The 15,684-nt window shown below is 37.5% G+C and carries 18 protein-coding genes; 13 read left to right on the top strand and 5 right to left on the bottom strand.

Annotated features, from left to right (window positions below; genetic code table 11):
* Positions 1-64: 64 nt before the first annotated feature.
* The 3 genes from hypD to E7Z79_RS03010 are packed head-to-tail and all read left to right on the top strand — an operon-like array spanning position 65 to position 3,132.
* Complete coding sequence (hypD, locus tag E7Z79_RS03020; RefSeq protein ID WP_303738518.1) at positions 65-1,111, top strand: hydrogenase formation protein HypD; 1,047 nt, start codon at positions 65-67, stop codon at positions 1,109-1,111.
* Position 1,112: 1 nt separating this feature from the next.
* The gene (locus tag E7Z79_RS03015; protein ID WP_303738502.1) at positions 1,113-1,817 is read left to right on the top strand and encodes a phosphoglycolate phosphatase; all 705 of its coding nucleotides are present in this window, start codon (positions 1,113-1,115) and stop codon (positions 1,815-1,817) included.
* Positions 1,818-1,824: 7 nt separating this feature from the next.
* Complete coding sequence (locus E7Z79_RS03010) at positions 1,825-3,132, top strand: TldD/PmbA family protein (RefSeq protein WP_303738501.1); 1,308 nt, start codon at positions 1,825-1,827, stop codon at positions 3,130-3,132.
* A 23-nt stretch (positions 3,133-3,155) separates the two neighbouring features.
* On the opposite strand, the gene E7Z79_RS03005 is transcribed toward E7Z79_RS03010, so the two are convergent.
* The 3 genes from E7Z79_RS03005 to glp are packed head-to-tail and all read right to left on the bottom strand — an operon-like array spanning position 3,156 to position 5,127.
* Positions 3,156-3,407, bottom strand: coding sequence for a hypothetical protein (locus tag E7Z79_RS03005; protein WP_303738500.1), 252 nt, complete (start codon positions 3,405-3,407; stop codon positions 3,156-3,158).
* 8 nt (positions 3,408-3,415) lie between these two features.
* Positions 3,416-3,877 carry a GyrI-like domain-containing protein gene (locus E7Z79_RS03000; protein ID WP_303738499.1) on the bottom strand — a complete coding sequence of 154 codons (462 nt, stop codon included), beginning with the start codon at positions 3,875-3,877 and terminating at the stop codon, positions 3,416-3,418.
* 26 nt (positions 3,878-3,903) lie between these two features.
* The gene (gene glp, locus E7Z79_RS02995) at positions 3,904-5,127 is read right to left on the bottom strand and encodes a gephyrin-like molybdotransferase Glp (RefSeq protein WP_303738498.1); all 1,224 of its coding nucleotides are present in this window, start codon (positions 5,125-5,127) and stop codon (positions 3,904-3,906) included.
* 109 nt (positions 5,128-5,236) lie between these two features.
* Between glp and eif1A the strand changes: the two genes are divergently transcribed.
* Both eif1A and E7Z79_RS02985 read left to right on the top strand, forming a co-directional pair.
* The gene (eif1A, locus tag E7Z79_RS02990; RefSeq protein ID WP_292600781.1) at positions 5,237-5,542 is read left to right on the top strand and encodes a translation initiation factor eIF-1A; all 306 of its coding nucleotides are present in this window, start codon (positions 5,237-5,239) and stop codon (positions 5,540-5,542) included.
* A gap of 27 nt (positions 5,543-5,569) precedes the next feature.
* Positions 5,570-6,343: a serine protein kinase RIO gene (locus E7Z79_RS02985; protein ID WP_303738517.1), complete on the top strand. Its 774-nt coding sequence runs from the start codon at positions 5,570-5,572 to the stop codon at positions 6,341-6,343.
* Between the two features lie 42 nt (positions 6,344-6,385).
* Here E7Z79_RS02985 and E7Z79_RS02980 read toward each other — a convergent pair whose 3' ends face one another.
* Positions 6,386-7,156, bottom strand: coding sequence for a TMEM175 family protein (locus E7Z79_RS02980; RefSeq protein WP_303738497.1), 771 nt, complete (start codon positions 7,154-7,156; stop codon positions 6,386-6,388).
* A gap of 132 nt (positions 7,157-7,288) precedes the next feature.
* On the opposite strand from E7Z79_RS02980, the gene E7Z79_RS02975 reads away from it, so the two are divergent.
* The 6 genes from E7Z79_RS02975 (at position 7,289) to E7Z79_RS02950 (ending at position 13,676) form a co-directional block, all read left to right on the top strand.
* Complete coding sequence (locus E7Z79_RS02975; protein WP_303738496.1) at positions 7,289-7,906, top strand: KH domain-containing protein; 618 nt, start codon at positions 7,289-7,291, stop codon at positions 7,904-7,906.
* A 434-nt stretch (positions 7,907-8,340) separates the two neighbouring features.
* On the top strand, positions 8,341-10,041 hold the full coding sequence (top6B, locus tag E7Z79_RS02970) for a DNA topoisomerase VI subunit B (RefSeq protein ID WP_303738495.1): 1,701 nt from the start codon (positions 8,341-8,343) through the stop codon (positions 10,039-10,041).
* Between the two features lie 9 nt (positions 10,042-10,050).
* Positions 10,051-11,142 (top strand): DNA topoisomerase IV subunit A, encoded by a 1,092-nt coding sequence (locus E7Z79_RS02965; protein ID WP_303738494.1) that lies wholly within the window; start codon positions 10,051-10,053, stop codon positions 11,140-11,142.
* Positions 11,143-11,244: 102 nt separating this feature from the next.
* On the top strand, positions 11,245-11,517 hold the full coding sequence (locus E7Z79_RS02960; RefSeq protein WP_303738493.1) for a metal-sensing transcriptional repressor: 273 nt from the start codon (positions 11,245-11,247) through the stop codon (positions 11,515-11,517).
* A gap of 59 nt (positions 11,518-11,576) precedes the next feature.
* Positions 11,577-13,442: a cation-translocating P-type ATPase gene (locus E7Z79_RS02955; RefSeq protein ID WP_303738492.1), complete on the top strand. Its 1,866-nt coding sequence runs from the start codon at positions 11,577-11,579 to the stop codon at positions 13,440-13,442.
* A gap of 30 nt (positions 13,443-13,472) precedes the next feature.
* On the top strand, positions 13,473-13,676 hold the full coding sequence (locus E7Z79_RS02950; protein ID WP_303738491.1) for a heavy-metal-associated domain-containing protein: 204 nt from the start codon (positions 13,473-13,475) through the stop codon (positions 13,674-13,676).
* A gap of 5 nt (positions 13,677-13,681) precedes the next feature.
* On the opposite strand, the gene E7Z79_RS02945 is transcribed toward E7Z79_RS02950, so the two are convergent.
* Positions 13,682-13,954, bottom strand: coding sequence for an alpha/beta fold hydrolase (locus E7Z79_RS02945; protein ID WP_303738490.1), 273 nt, complete (start codon positions 13,952-13,954; stop codon positions 13,682-13,684).
* An 82-nt stretch (positions 13,955-14,036) separates the two neighbouring features.
* Between E7Z79_RS02945 and E7Z79_RS02940 the strand changes: the two genes are divergently transcribed.
* Both E7Z79_RS02940 and E7Z79_RS02935 read left to right on the top strand, forming a co-directional pair.
* Entirely contained in the window at positions 14,037-14,516 is a 480-nt protein-coding gene (locus tag E7Z79_RS02940; protein WP_303738489.1) for a hypothetical protein, read from the top strand.
* Positions 14,517-14,630: 114 nt separating this feature from the next.
* Positions 14,631-15,647: a phosphorylating glyceraldehyde-3-phosphate dehydrogenase gene (locus E7Z79_RS02935; protein WP_303738488.1), complete on the top strand. Its 1,017-nt coding sequence runs from the start codon at positions 14,631-14,633 to the stop codon at positions 15,645-15,647.
* The last annotated feature ends 37 nt before the right edge of the window (positions 15,648-15,684 follow it).

Below are 15,684 nucleotides of genomic sequence, written 5' to 3'. Positions count from 1 at the left end.
TTTAATTAATACAATAATAGATATAGTAATGATATAATATTAAATCTTCGGTGTTATTATGAGTATGAAAGAAATGTCAAAAAAGTTAATAGATAAAATCAACGACCTAGCAACACCCGTTAAAATAATGCACGTGTGCGGTTCCCACGAACACACAATCATGGAAAACGGAATTAGAAGCCTGCTTCCAGAGGAAGTTGAAATCATCGCAGGGCCAGGATGTCCAGTATGTGTGGTTCCATCACGTGAAATCGATGAAGCATTGGAACTCATTGACAAGGGAGTTACAATAACCACTTTCGGAGACATGCTAAGGGTTCCAGGTTCAGAAAGATCCCTTGCAGACGCAAAGGCAGAAGGCGGAGACGTAAGGGTTGTGTATGGTATCAACAAGGCAATTGAAATAGCTGAAAAGGTAGACAATGATGTTGCATTTATTTCAGCAGGTTTTGAAACAACTGCACCAACAACCGCTGCAGAGCTGCTCTCAACACCTCCGGAAAACTTCTCAGTACTGTCCTGCCACAGAATGATTCCACCTGCAATCGACTTTTTGATCAATTCAGGCGAAACCACATTGAATGCATTGATTCAGCCAGGACACGTATGTACAATCATCGGAACCAAACCTTTCGAATACTTCTCAACAGATTACGGAATACCACAGGCAGTTGCAGGATTCAACCCATTGGACATACTGATGTCTGTTTACATGATTTTAAGACAAATCCATAACGAAACACCGAAAATAGAAAATGAATACAAAAGAGCCGTTAAGGAAGAAGGTAACGTAATAGCAACAGACATGATTGACCAGGTATTTGACGTTACATCAAGGGAATGGAGAGGATTTCCAAAAATACCTAATTCCATTCTTGAAGTCAAGAAGGAATTTGCAGACTTCAACGCCCGTGAAAAATACGACATTGAAGTCCAGGACGTTAATGAAGCTCCAAAAGGATGCATCTGCGGACCTATTTTAAGAGGCCTTGCAAGACCAGAAGACTGCAAGCTATTCAGGAAAGCGTGCAATCCTCTGCACCCTATAGGAGCATGTATGGTAAGTAAGGAAGGAACATGTAACATTGCACACAGGTATTCAAGGGGATAAAATGGCAATCGAAGCAATAGCAGTAGATATCGACGGAACAATAACAGACGACAAAAGGCAAATCTGCATCTCAGCGATTGAATCTTTAAGAAAGGCAGAAGCCAAAGGAATTCCAACAATTATAGTGACCGGAAACGTCGTAAACTATGCCTATGCAGCAGAAGTTCTAATAGGCTGCAGCGGAGGCCTTGTAGCAGAAAATGGAGGAGTCGTCTTTAAGGAAGGAGAAAACAACAACGCCGTTGAAACCATGGTCGAAAGGGATTTCGTAACCTCTGCCGAAGACCACTTGAAGGAGAAACTTGGTGAAAAGTTCGACAAGCATGCCTCCCACGACAACATGTACAGACTAACCGAAACCGTATTTTACAAGACCCTTGCCCGAGAAGAACTGGAAGATGCCCTGAAAGACTTTAAATACCTTGACCAGCTTGAAATTTATGACAGCGGATTTGCGCTCCACATTACTGACAAGCGCGTCAACAAGGGAAGTTCACTAAGATACCTTTGTGAGAGAAACGGAATAAACATGGAAAACGTTATGGCAATTGGGGACAGTGAAAACGACGAAGATTTCCTAAAAGAGGTAGGATACAAGATAGCTGTCGGCAATGCAGACGACAAGCTAAAAGAGATAAGCACATATGCCTGTGAAAACATGTTTGGCGACGGAGTGGCAGAAGCCATTGAAAAATTTGCACTGTAGTGATAAAATGATATATGAAATTGCGGAAGACGTTAAGAAGACACTTGAAAACAAATGTGACGATTACGAAATTTATATTGATGAGGGAAGAACAATCGAACTGGATTCCCTCAAGGATGAATTGAACTTTGCAAAAGAGGAAATTGAATTGGGCCTTGGAGTAAGAATCATTAAAGACAACAAACAGGGCTTTGCATTTACATCAAACATTAATCAAGTTTCACAAACTGCTCTTAAAGCCATTGAAAATGCCAAACTAACCAAAACCGATGAAAACTATGCCTTTGCAGAAGTGGAAAAGGTAAGTGAAGTCAAAAATGTTTATGACAGCAAATTCAGTGACTTGAGTGTTGACGAATCTGTCGAATTTTTAAAGGACACAATAGCCATTGCAAATGACAGCGGCTGTGAAGTGACCGGTTCCGGTTTCAGCGCAAGCGAAGGAAGGTCATTGATTGTGAATTCAAACGGGGTCTCAATCGAAAACAAAGGAACAGGATACGGTATAGGATTATCCGTAATAATGCAGGAAGATGGAAAGATAGCAACTGCATACAACTCCGAATCCTCAAGATTTTTCGACCTAGATGGTGAAAAATTGGCAAATGACGTTTGCGATTTGGCAAAAAGTTCACTCAATACAAAACCTGTAGAGACTGGAGACTACAGCGTTGTTCTCGATTACTATGCTGCAGTAGGACTGCTTCAAACATTTTTGGGCGCTTTCGATGGAGAAAATGTGCGCAGGGGAAGATCACTCCTGAAAGGCAAAACCGGCCAGGAAATCGCCAATGAGAAATTGACCATTACAGACAATCCTCTTCTTGAAAAGGGAATGTATTCCTCAAAATGTGATGGTGAAGGAAGTGCATCCCAGAAAACAGATTTGATAAGGGATGGAAAATTAAATTCATTTATTTACGACATTTATACTGCAAATTGTGAAGGCGTCAAAACAACCTCCAACGGACTTAGAGGCTCATATTTCTCAACACCTATGATCAGCCCGACCAACCTTGAGTTCAAGTTCAGCGAAATGAAGGACCTGAGCGAAATTGACAGAGGCGTTTTAACAACAAGCGTTCTAGGGGCACACACTGCAAACCCTATTTCAGGAGATTTCTCTGTAGAGGCAAGCAATGCATTCAAAATAGAAAATGGAGAATTGACCGATCCGATTTCAAAAGCAATGATTTCCGGAAACGTATTTGAAATCATGAAAAGCGTTGAAGGCCTTGAAAGCGACATAAAACAATACGGGTCATTCATCATTCCAAAATTATTGGTGCACAATCTAAGGGTAGTTGGCCAATAGTCAAAAAAAGAGATTGAGAAAAATTAGATTTTTTTCAATTTTTCTCTATATCTGTCAATTGTATCATGTTTGTATTCAATGGACAAATATTTTTCAGTCAGCTCCTTATCCTGATCAAATAACTTAATCTTATCATTTACCGCCTTGTCGACTTCCTTATCTAATCTTTCGAGCTGTTTTGAAAATGAATATTCGGCTTTTTTAATATTTACATTAGTTTTGCGGGAAATCCTCCGGACTTCCTCATCAATATCCAATTCGTCTTTTTTAGCCATTTTAACACCTACATTTCAATGATAGGCAATTGAATTTCAGTTATATAATCGTTTTCATCATCACAGTTGTGGACGCCTTTGATTAGGACTTCCTTAGGTGATCCGATAATATCATAGTGATTGGCTTGGGCAACTTCAACAAGCTCAGCGTAAGTATCCATGATGCTGTCAGTTGCGCCGAAATGCTTGGCGGCCAAAACCTTATTTTCAATCATGTCGACAACACGAATCCTGTCTGTTTCATCTGCATCGTCTTTAATTGGTATACTTACATCATAAACAACATCGCCCTGATTCACTTCATGTCTTGGTGAGAAATATACGATAAACGGTTCTCCATCAGTTTCAATTCCTTCAGTATCAACCCAATCCATCAGCATGGATAAGAATACGTCCAAATCACCGATTGGGGTTTTGCAGTTAATAACTCCTAACTTTTGTTCTGGAATTACCTTCACTTCATAATCCATAATTACACCTACATTAAATTATCATCTTAATTGAATAAAAATACTTCGACATCTTCCCCTTCATCTACAAGTTCGACCAATTTTGGAATCTTCACATAACCATCCGCAGTGGATAGGGAGAATATTGCTCCGGAATCCTTGAATATCGGTTGGACATTTTCCCCATCAACCTTGACCAATTGATATTGCATTCTTCCAACCTGGGAATGGATTCTTTTTGTGATTTTGCCTTTATGGGTTTTTAACTCAAAGTCTCTGTCGATTCCTGCCAATCTTGTCAAAGGTTCAGCTACAAAAGCATTGAATATCATCAATGCGGACACCGGATTTCCAGGAAGTCCTATTACGATTTTGCCATCAATAACACCAACAATTGTCGGCTTTCCAGGCTGAACTGAAATTCCGTGGATATGCACTTCACCCAATTCATCAAGAACATGCTTCAGCACATCTCCAAGACCTGCGGAAGTTCCGCCGGAACAGAACAATACGTCAACTTCCTTTAATGATTCGGTTATCTTTTGCTTGACCTCTTCATAGTCATCCCTCATGACCCCCAAAAAGTGGGCATCTGCACCGCAGGAAACGGCATCGTTTTTAATCATTCCGCCGTTCACATCATAGATTTTACCATATTCCAAGTCCTCGCCTTGAAGGGTTATTTCATTACCTGATGAAAGTATGCCTACACTAGGCTTTTTGTAAACTTCAATGGTTTCAAAGCCCTGTGACAGCAATACACCGATTTTGCCAGGATTTAAGAAATCACCCTTTTCAAGAATCAATTTTCCCTCTTCAATGTCTGAACCTTTTTTGGCAACATCCTGAAATGGAGTTGCAGTAGTCAACAGATTAACAGTGCCTTCACCTTTTTCGGCATATTCGACCATAACAACTGCATCTGCGCCTTCAGGCATTGCAGCACCGGTACTGATTTCAATGCACTTGCCCTTCTCTACCTTTTTATCGGTAGTGGCACCGGCTTCCAAAAAGTCAATGACATCAAGAGTATTCGGTGACTCTTCTGAAGCTCCGAAACTGTCGCTTGAAAGAACTGCAAACCCATCCTTCAGGGCTTTGTTGAAAGGCGGAAAGTCCATTCGGGAATAAACATCATCAAATAGTATTCTGCCGTAAGCTTCGCTAACTTCAATCTCTTCGCTTTGAGGCTTTAAATTTTCATCGAATAAATCCTGAATAATATCAATAGCTTCATCACATTCCTTAATTTTTAAAAATTCTGTTCCCATAATATCACAATATAGTAAAATCCAATAAATTAATATATAATATATTACTATAAATATAAATAATTTAATCTAATGGATAAAATTATATTATTATTTTGGAGGAGAGTATTTGTCTAAGCCTAACAACAATCAACAGCAAGAGTATAGAAGGGTAAGGACTCCCAAAAAAGGAGAAATACCTGGAGTAGTTGAACAAATCATGGGACATGGTAAATTAAAAGTTCGTTGTGCTGACGGCCACATCAGGATGACTAGAATCCCTGGAAAAATGAAAAAACGTATTTGGATACGTGAAGGAGATGTAATTTTAGTAAAACCATGGGATTTCCAATCTGACGAAAAAGCCGATGTAATCTGGAGATACACCAAAACAGAATCAAATTGGCTTGAAAGAAAAGGCTACTTGAAAATGTAGTCTCACTTACTTATTTTTTTGATTATGATGGATCCTAAAGTAGCTAAAGCTGATGCAAAACATGCAAAAATTCATTCCGAAAAAAGAAGAAAGGACAGCTCCGATAGAAAAACCGGAAATGAAGTTTTTGATAAAATCACACTGGAAACATTATACAAATTAGCTAATCAGGGATACATTGATGTTTTAAACGGTGCCATAAGTACCGGAAAAGAGGCAAATGTCTTAACAGGAATCACAGATGAAGAAAAATTCGTTGCGGTCAAGATTTATAGGATTGCCACTTCTGATTTTAAAAAGATGGATTACTACCTAAAGGGCGACCCAAGATTCAATGTAAAGACCAAAAACAAAAGAAAAATAATCTACTCTTGGGTGACAAAGGAGTTTAAAAACCTGACAAGACTTGAAAATGCGGGAGTCAGAGTTCCAAAACCTATAACCAGTGCAAACAATGTATTGCTAATCGAATTCATTGGAGATGAGAATGGAAATCCTGCACAGCCTGTCAGAAACCAGCCTCCACAAGATCCGGATGAATTCTGGAACCTGCTGCTTGTTGATTTAAAACGATTCGTGAATGATGCAAAGCTCGTTCACGGAGACCTTTCCAACTATAATATCCTGAATTTGGATGAAAAACCTGTTATTATTGACGTTTCACAATCCGTGGTTCTGGACAATCCGATTTCAAAGGAACTGCTTGAGCGAGACATCAACACACTTGTTCGTGAATACACTAAACTTGGCGTTAAAACCAGCTTTGAAGAAGTTTGGGAATATGTGAACCCACAGTTTTAGAAATATGCTAAAATTTTTTTGCCAATTCAAGAGGTTGACCGCTTATTCACCATAGATACTTCTTCGGATATTTTCAAGAAATTCCTTTTCGTCATCAGTTAAATCTAATTCCACCAATTTGTCATTGGCAAAACGTCTAGTGCGAATTATGAATACCATAATTAAAGTCAATAAAAAAGACAATATGCTGGCAATTGGAGATACAAATGCAAATAAAAGGGATAACAGTGAACTTATGACCGGAGCCAACAAAAGATAGAACAATGTTAATGTAACGCCCCTCATATATATTTTCAAGTTTGTTAATTCAATTCCATCATCATAAGAATCCTGCACGGCTGTTTTTATTAAATCCTTGTTTTTGAAATAATCCTCAAAATTAGATTTAACCAATAAAAAGAATAACAGTATGTACAGTAAACTGATTATCAATATCAATAATGAAAAGAATATGTTTGCATTAGTGTAATGGTAAAATTTGAAAAGAAATCCTGTTCCGAAGGGTATCAGACAGACAGAAGCCATTGTAACCATGTTCAATGTCAATATTCCATAGCTTATCTTATTGAAATTAAAAAGAATGACGGTATTTTCCCAAAAATTATATACAATATAAAAACTTACGAAATATATCAAAATGGACGGTGCCAAATAATTAATGAAATATTGGTTTAAAGCAACCCCTGATGAAATATCGTTGATTGTTGGAACAGCAAATTCCAAAACAAGAATGGTCATGGCGATTGCAAAAACACCATCAGTAACAGCAGCATGCCTATCATTTGAATTGTTTAAAAATTTATTATTCGCCATCAAATATAACTAAGTTTTTTATCTTATTTAAGTTATGTTATCTTTAAGACCACTTGATTTAACGAAAATAATAACTATCAAAACATTTAAACATTTAAAGGTAAATAAGATAATATTAATAAGGTGATATTTATGCCAGAAACAGATTATTTGAAAATACCTCAAAATAGAGTGGGGGCATTAATAGGAAGCAATGGTAACGTTAAAAAATCCATTGAAAAAGCAACTGGAACCATCCTAGATATTGATAGTGATGAAGGCACAGTCTATATTACACCTAGAGATGACATGGAAGACCCATTGGGAGTCTGGAATGCAAATCATATTGTTAAAGCGGTAGCCCGTGGATTCAATCCGGAAGTTGCTCTCAAGCTAATTAGCGATGACATTTATTTAGAAGTGATCAGTTTACCATTATACATCGGCAAATCCAAAAAGGCCCTTGCAAGACACAAAGGAAGGATTATTGGAAAAGACGGAAAAACACGTGAAATCATCATGGAAATGGCTGAAGTTGACATGGCAATCTATGGAAAAACAGTTTCACTTATCGGTGAAATGGACAACATCATGGTTGCAAAGGAAGCCATTGAAATGATTCTTAACGGATCAAGGCACAAGTCAGTTTACGGATTTTTAGAACACAAAAAAGAAGACCTGAAGATGAGAGAATTCAAGGACCTTGTCGGAATTGATGATGACAAGATTGAGTTCAAGGACGGCATCGACTTTGATGAGAAGGATTATTAGGAGTTAACTGCTCCTAACACTTATTTTTAATATAATCGTGAACATGAACATATGTCATTTCTTTAGGAGTGACAATAATCCCTATTTCACAAAATTACTCTTTAAGACAATATTCTATAATATATTTAGAGTCATACTTTTTTCTCAATTTTCCCCATCAAATAAATATTACAACCATGAGTCAATTAAAATAATACTTACATATAAAAATTATGTTAATAGTTGAAAACTTTTATATACTGTAACCAACATATATAGATAGTGCAGTGTAAATACTATGTTTTTTACATGTTTTTAAATTATTATTTTACCATAAATTTAGATAAGATAGATAGGGGAGGGTATGAATATTACTTTTCAAATGCTCTCTCACTTTATTTAAATATAGTAACTATAATACATTTAATCATATCAATTATGAAGGAGGAAAAATTTTGGCTCAACAAGGAATTGATTGGGATGTGGATTTCGACAGATTGACTCCGTCCCAATTCTTTAGAAAGAACAAACAGATGTTAGGATTTACTGGAAAAATCCGTTCATTGACTATTGTCTTCCACGAACTGATTACAAACAGTTTTGATGCATGTGAAGAAGCTGGAATATTGCCAGACATCGACATCGAATTAAAACGTGTCGACAAGGAACATTACATCTTAAGACATAAGGATAACGGACCAGGTATTCCTGAAGACTATGTAATGCAGGTATACTGTATGATGTTTGCAGGATCCAAATTCAGAAACATCCAATCCAGAGGACAGCAAGGTTTAGGTTGTAGTGGTTGTGTGCTCTTATCACAAATGACTACTGGTAAGCCTGCCCGTGTAATTTCATGCTACAAGGATGGAGACGAAATAAAAGGAGTGAAAATGAAATTCCAAATGGATGTTGAAAACAACCGTGGAATTTTAATGGAAAGGGAAGATTACCCTGCAGAACAGACTGGAGTATGCATTGAACTGCAATTTAAAGACGTATCATACTCACTTGCAGAACAGGGTGCTTTTGAATACATCAGAAGAACCATGATTGGAAACCCTCATGCAAAAATCACTTTCAGAGACCCATCCGGACACAAATACATCTTCAAAAGGGCAGCAAACGTTGTTCCAGTACAACCAAAAGAAGTGTTACCTCACCCTAAAGGTGTAAGCGCTGACGATTTAATGACAATGGCAAAAAATACAGACAGCAGAAGATACAAAAGCATGCTGACTTCATCAATGTCAAGAATGTCCAACAAGAGGGTTGATGAAATTGCAGAGATGACTGGAATCGACATGAACAAACGTCCGAAAGCCATGACCTTCCCTGAAGCAGAAGCCATCGTTCACTGCTTTAAGAAGATGAAATTCATGGCACCTCCAACAGACGGACTTATACCAATCGGATCTGAACAGGTGGAAAAAGGTATGAAACAAATCCTTAAACCTGAATTCGTTACCACAATCACAAGAAAACCAGTGACCTATCAGGGTGGTGTTTCATTCATTATTGAAGCAGGTCTTGCATATGGTGGAGATTCCGGAAGAGTTGTAAATGAGAAAAGAAAATCCGAAATCATGAGATTTGCAAACAGGGTTCCATTAACATTCGATGCTGGAAGCTGTGCCATTACAGAAGCACTCAAAAGTATTGACTGGAGACGTTACGGTTTAAAAGATATGGACAATACCCCATTGACTTTATTTGTCAATATTATTTCAACTCAAGTGCCATACCTTTCAACAGGTAAACAGAGTGTATCCCCTGAGCCTGAAATCGTTCATGAAATCAGACAAGCAACCATGAAATTAGCCCGTAAACTTCAAAAGCATATTCGAGCCAAAAGAGCAGCTAAAGAAAAGGAAAAACGTTCAAAAGTATTTGAAGAATACGTTCCGGTCATTATCGAAGAAGCTGCAAAGCTCGGTGAAACCGGAGTTCCTGAATACCATGAAGTGCTTGCAAAAGTGACCAAGAGAGCTCTTGCAGAGTTGCTTGGTGAAACAGTTGAAGAGGAAGAGGAAGAAGAAGAACTTGATGCAATCATCATGGAGGAAGTTGACGAATTCGGACATGCAGTTGAAGAAGGTCAATCTGCATTAGACAACTTCCAGGAAGATGATGTTGAAGATGGTTTTGAGGATTAGGTGATTTAGATGGCTGAAAAAAGAGGACAATCACACAAAGAAAAAAGAAAAGAATATACCTTCAATAAGCTTAAAGGATTAGGTCAGGAAATTATTGAAGACATTGAAAAGAATAAAGTTCCTTCAGTTAGAGTTCCATCCCGTGGTACTGGAAACATCGTTTATGATGAAGCTAAAAGATACTACGTATTAGGTGACAGGTACGGTAAAAGATCATTAGGTAACGTAAAGCAAATCAGAAAAATGGGCCAAATGGTTTATGTTGCCAATTTCTGTAAAGACCTTGTTGCTCGTGAAAAAACCGCAACCATCAGGGAAATGTATTACGTTTCCGAAGGTTGGGGAATCAGTTTCAAAAACCAGCAGGAATCAAACATTGTTGGAGAAGACCTGGAAGTAACCCTCGGTACCACCCGTGAAGATTTAGGATTAATGCCTGAAGAGGACGGAGCATCCGTTTATGGAGACTTGACCTTACATGATGAAGTGGAAATCAATGCTTCAAAAATGGGAAAATCAGGTTATACAATCTCACCAACAATAGATCAGGTGGATTTCCTTGACCATAACGTTGATAAAGTACTTGCAGTGGAAACCATGGGAATGTTCCACAGATTAGTGCAGGAAGATGCACACAAAAGATTTAACTGTTTGATTGTTGGGCTTAAAGGACAGGCTGCTCGTGCTACAAGAAGATTCCTTAAAAGAGTCAATACAGAACTTAACTTACCAGTTTATATCTGTAACGACGGAGACCCTTGGGGATTCCACATTGCACAGGTAATCATCTCTGGAAGTGCAAAATTAGCTCACGTTAATAAGGATTTAGCAACCCCTGATGCTAAATTCATTGGAGTAACTGCATCAGACATCATCAATTATGATTTACCAACAGATAAACTCAAAGATGTTGATGTGCTAAGACTCAAAGAGCTTTCTAAAGACCCAAGGTATAAAGATGAATTCTGGCAAACAGAAATCAAAAAGATGCTTAAAATTGGTAAGAAAGCAGAACAGCAATCTTTCTCAAAATATGGGCTTGAATACGTTGTAGACGAATATTTCCCAGCCAAATTTGAAGAAATGGAAAATCAAGCATAGTCTTGATATTTTCCTCCTTTTTTTATTTTTTAACATTTCATTAATGCAAATGTTTATATACTAATTCTAACATATACCCCTACAGGTATAGGATGTGATATCATGAAAGAATGTATGGATAGTGACAACCTTCACAGAAGACTCAAAAAAATCAACGGCCAAGTCAATGCAATTGATCGCATGATAGATGAGGACATCCCTTGTGAACAGATATTAATGCAAGTAAATGCAGTCAAATCAGCATTGCACAAAGTCGGACACATTATTGTTGAAGGACATCTCGAACATTGCGTAAAGCAAGCAATTAAAGATAAAGATGCTGATGAAGCAATAAGTGACATTTCAACAATTTTGGAATACTACTCTAGACTTTAATTTTTTTTAAAGTGACTTTATACCCTATGGGGTATACCTATAATTTGAGGTTGATAAAAATGAAATTCACACAGAAAGAAAAAATTGACATCATAATTATTGCAATTTCTGCAATAAGTTTAATCACCAGTTTTACCCTATCTCTCGATTATATATCATGGATTGCTGTAATTCTATGTGGGGCACCAATAATTAAAGAATGTTGTGAAGGATTAATAACTGAATTTGATATCAAAGCGGATTTGCTTGTCTCAATTGCAATTATAGCATCAATAATAATTGGCGAAGTTTTTGCGGCAGGTGAAATTGCAACAATCATGGCAATAGGAGGATTTCTAGAAGAGTATACCGTATCAAAAACCCAGGGAAAAATTGAAGAACTAGTAAAAATGACCCCACAAATCGCAACAAGAATCAAAAATGGAGTTGAAGAGACAATTCCCGTTGAAGATGTCCAAATTGGAGATATACTGAAAGTATTGCCAGGCGAAAGCATACCTACCGACGGAGTCATTGTAAAAGGCGAAGCTTCCATCAACCAATCCACATTAACCGGAGAATCCCTCCCAATAGACAAGAAAGAAAATGATGAAGTGTTCAGTGGCACAATCAATCTTTACGGATCATTTACAATGAGAACAACAAAAATCAGCCAAGAGAGTTCCTTTCAAAAATTAATAAGATTGGTTGAATCATCCAAGCCTGAGAATGCAAGAATCGTCAGGACTGCAGACAAATGGGCAACACTCATAGTGGTAATAGCATTTGCTGCAGCTGTATTGACCTATCTCTATACCTTCGAAATATACAGGTCAGTTACAATCCTGGTTGTATTCTGTCCATGTGCACTGGTTCTGGCAACACCGACCGCAATAATGGCCGCAATTGGAAATCTGACAAAATATGGAATTCTTGTCAAGGACGGCGAATCACTGGAAGAACTGGCGAAAGTTGACGAACTGGTATTCGACAAGACCGGAACATTGACAAACGGCACTCCTGAAATCGTTAAGATAATATCTGACAATCCAAAGGAAATGATGTATCTGCTTGCATCACTCGAATCAAAATCTGAACACCCTATTGCAAAATCAATCGTCAAATATTACAATGATGATGACTTGGCTGATGTTACAGATTTCAAGATGCATCTCGGCAATGGAGTCAGCGGAATCATAAACGGCTCAAAAATAATGGCGGGAAACAAAAAACTTCTAAAAAAGGAAAGTATTGATTTAGAATCCGATATGGGACCTCAAAATGGAGAAATTCAAATATTTGTTGCAAAGGATGGGAAAATACTTGGAAGCATAGAGCTTGCAGACACCCTGCGTAAAAATTCAAAAAGGACAATAAGAAAGCTGAAAGGATTGAGAGTCAAGACTACCCTGCTTACAGGAGACAATGAAAAGACCGCCAACCACATTGCAAAACAGGTGAAGGTCAGAAATGTCTTATCCAACTGCCTTCCGGAAGATAAAACCGAATACATTAAAAGAGAGCAGACCCTTGGGCACAAGGTGGCTATGATTGGAGATGGGATAAACGATGCCCCATCACTACGAAAAGCCAATGTCGGAATAGCCATGGGAGACATTGGAAGTGATGTCAGTGTTGATGCGGCAGATATAGCTTTGATCAATGACAATATTGAAGACATTCCACATTTAATCGGAATTGCAAGAAGAACAATAAGAATAATCAGCATAGGCATTGGTTTTGCATTGGCCCTGAATTTCATTGCAATGGCACTGGCAATTTTAGGAATCCTAAACCCGATTGAAGGTGCACTGATTCACAATATAGGGTCTGTGATAGTCATTATCTACTCATCAACCCTTGTGAAATACAAGCTTTCAAGAAGAGACTGCAAGGACCCAAGAAAGTTAGGCATGACTAAACATTTAAATAAGTCAAAAGTATAATATTAACTATCGATAATAAGGTGATTTATCATGGCTGAAAAAGAAATCAAAGTAGTGGGCATGCACTGCCCGTCATGTGTAAAAGCTGTAGAATTATGTTTAACAGATGTTGACGGAATTGAAGAAGCAAAAGCTGATTTGGATTCCGGAATTACAACAATCACAATGTCTGGCGACGTAAGTGATGCAGACATTAATGAAGCCGTTGAAGAAGCAGGCTTTAAAGTAGAATAATCATTCTACTTAAATTCTTTTTTTAATATATCCAATATTTCATTGTTTTTGCCGATTAGAAGGTTGTGCCTTACATCAGCATAAGTGCCGATTGATATTTCATCATCCCCTAACTCTGTCTGGCCGTGTCCTCTCAAATCAACCCTTAAAACCTGAAAATTCTCTTTAAGATTGCTAGCCAAGAATTCCCAATACAATAGATTGTCCGAAAGCCCATGGATAAAAACCAAAGTTTCACCACTTCCTTCAAGTTTGTAATTCAAATTTATCCTATTCAAAATAACAGCACAATTAAGTTTAAATGATGATATATATAATTTTTAGCAAAATTTTTATAGAATTGTGAAGAGAATTACAAATATGAAATTTAATAAAAGTTTAATTCTGCTTGCTGTTTTGGCATTGGCCGCACTCCTGGTTGCTGGCACAGGATATGCCGTTGACAATGCCACTTTAGAAGAGAAGGATTTCGATTCCCACTTTAAAATGAAAGTTCCTAAAGGAATCACATTTGAAAAAAAGGAAGGGTCTCCCAGCAATAATACCAACACCAGTGTAAACTACAAAAACTATACCGAAAAAATCAACATCATTTACTCCGAATCTGGTGCTAAAGACAATCTGTTAAAATATTATGAGGACACCGCCAAAAATGATAAGAATATAACCATAAAATCTTACAACAACACCACAGTAATCCATTTTAAAGGAAACAACATCATTGGAGAGGAGAATTATCATGACCTGGCCATTTCCGGGGACAGCACCAAGTACCTATTAATCCAATGTGATAATGAAACTTTAATGAAAACAATGGCTGAATCCATCAAATTCAGATAAACTTTTTTCTTTTTTTACAAAATCACCTCAATTGAAAATATCAAATTATATATAATTTAAAAAACAGATTTAAATCCATATAATATTTAAATTATTATAAAAAAAGGGATAAAAATGAAAACTGTTGCAATTAATGGTTATGGAACCATCGGTAAAAGAGTGGCTGATGCTGTCTCCGCTCAAGATGATATGAAAGTAATTGGTGTAAGTAAAACTAGACCAAACTACGAAGCAAGAACCGCTGTTGAAGAAAAGGGATATCCTTTATACATCGGAATTCCAGAAAGAGAACAATTATTCAAAGATGCAGGAATTGAAATAGCAGGTACCGTTGAAGACATGATTCAGGAAGCTGATGTTGTTGTTGACTGTACCCCTGGAAGCATCGGTCCGCAAAACCTTGAAATGTATAAGAAAGCTGGCGTAAAAGCTATCTATCAAGGTGGAGAAGACCATGAACTAACAGGTCTTTCATTCAATTCTTTTGGTAATTATGATGACTCCTACGGTGCAGACTACACAAGAGTAGTTTCATGTAACACTACTGGTTTAACCCGTACATTATCAACAATTGATCCGATTGCAGACATTAAAAAAGTGAGAGCAGTAATGGTAAGAAGAGGATCAGACCCATCTGAAATTAAAAAAGGACCAATCAACGCTATTGTCCCAAACCCTCCAAAAGTACCATCTCACCACGGACCAGACGTAAAAACCGTTATGAAAGGTATCGACGTTACAACCATGGCATTGCTCGTGCCTACTACACTAATGCACCAACACAACATCATGGTTGAAATCAACAACGATGTTGAAACCGAAGAAATCATTGAAGCATTGGAAAAACGCTCAAGAGTGATTGTCGTGTCCGCTGAAGAAGGTTTAGGTTCAACTGCCGAGCTAATGGAATATGCCAAAGAACTTGGAAGAAACAGAAATGACCTATACGAAATTCCAGTTTGGAGAGAATCCATAAATGTTGTGGACAATGAACTGTTCTACATGCAAGCAGTGCATCAGGAATCTGATGTAATACCTGAAAACATTGATGCAATTCGTGCACTTTTAGAAATGGAAAGTGACAGCGAAAAATCAATTGCAAAAACCAACAAAGCTATGGGAATATTCTAAATTCCCTCTTTTTTTACTATTTTTTTACTGATTTAAC

The sequence above is a fragment of the Methanobrevibacter thaueri genome (genome assembly GCF_015062905.1).
Lineage (GTDB): Archaea > Methanobacteriota > Methanobacteria > Methanobacteriales > Methanobacteriaceae > Methanocatella > Methanocatella thaueri_A.
This window is presented reverse-complemented; position numbering and strand designations above follow the sequence as displayed.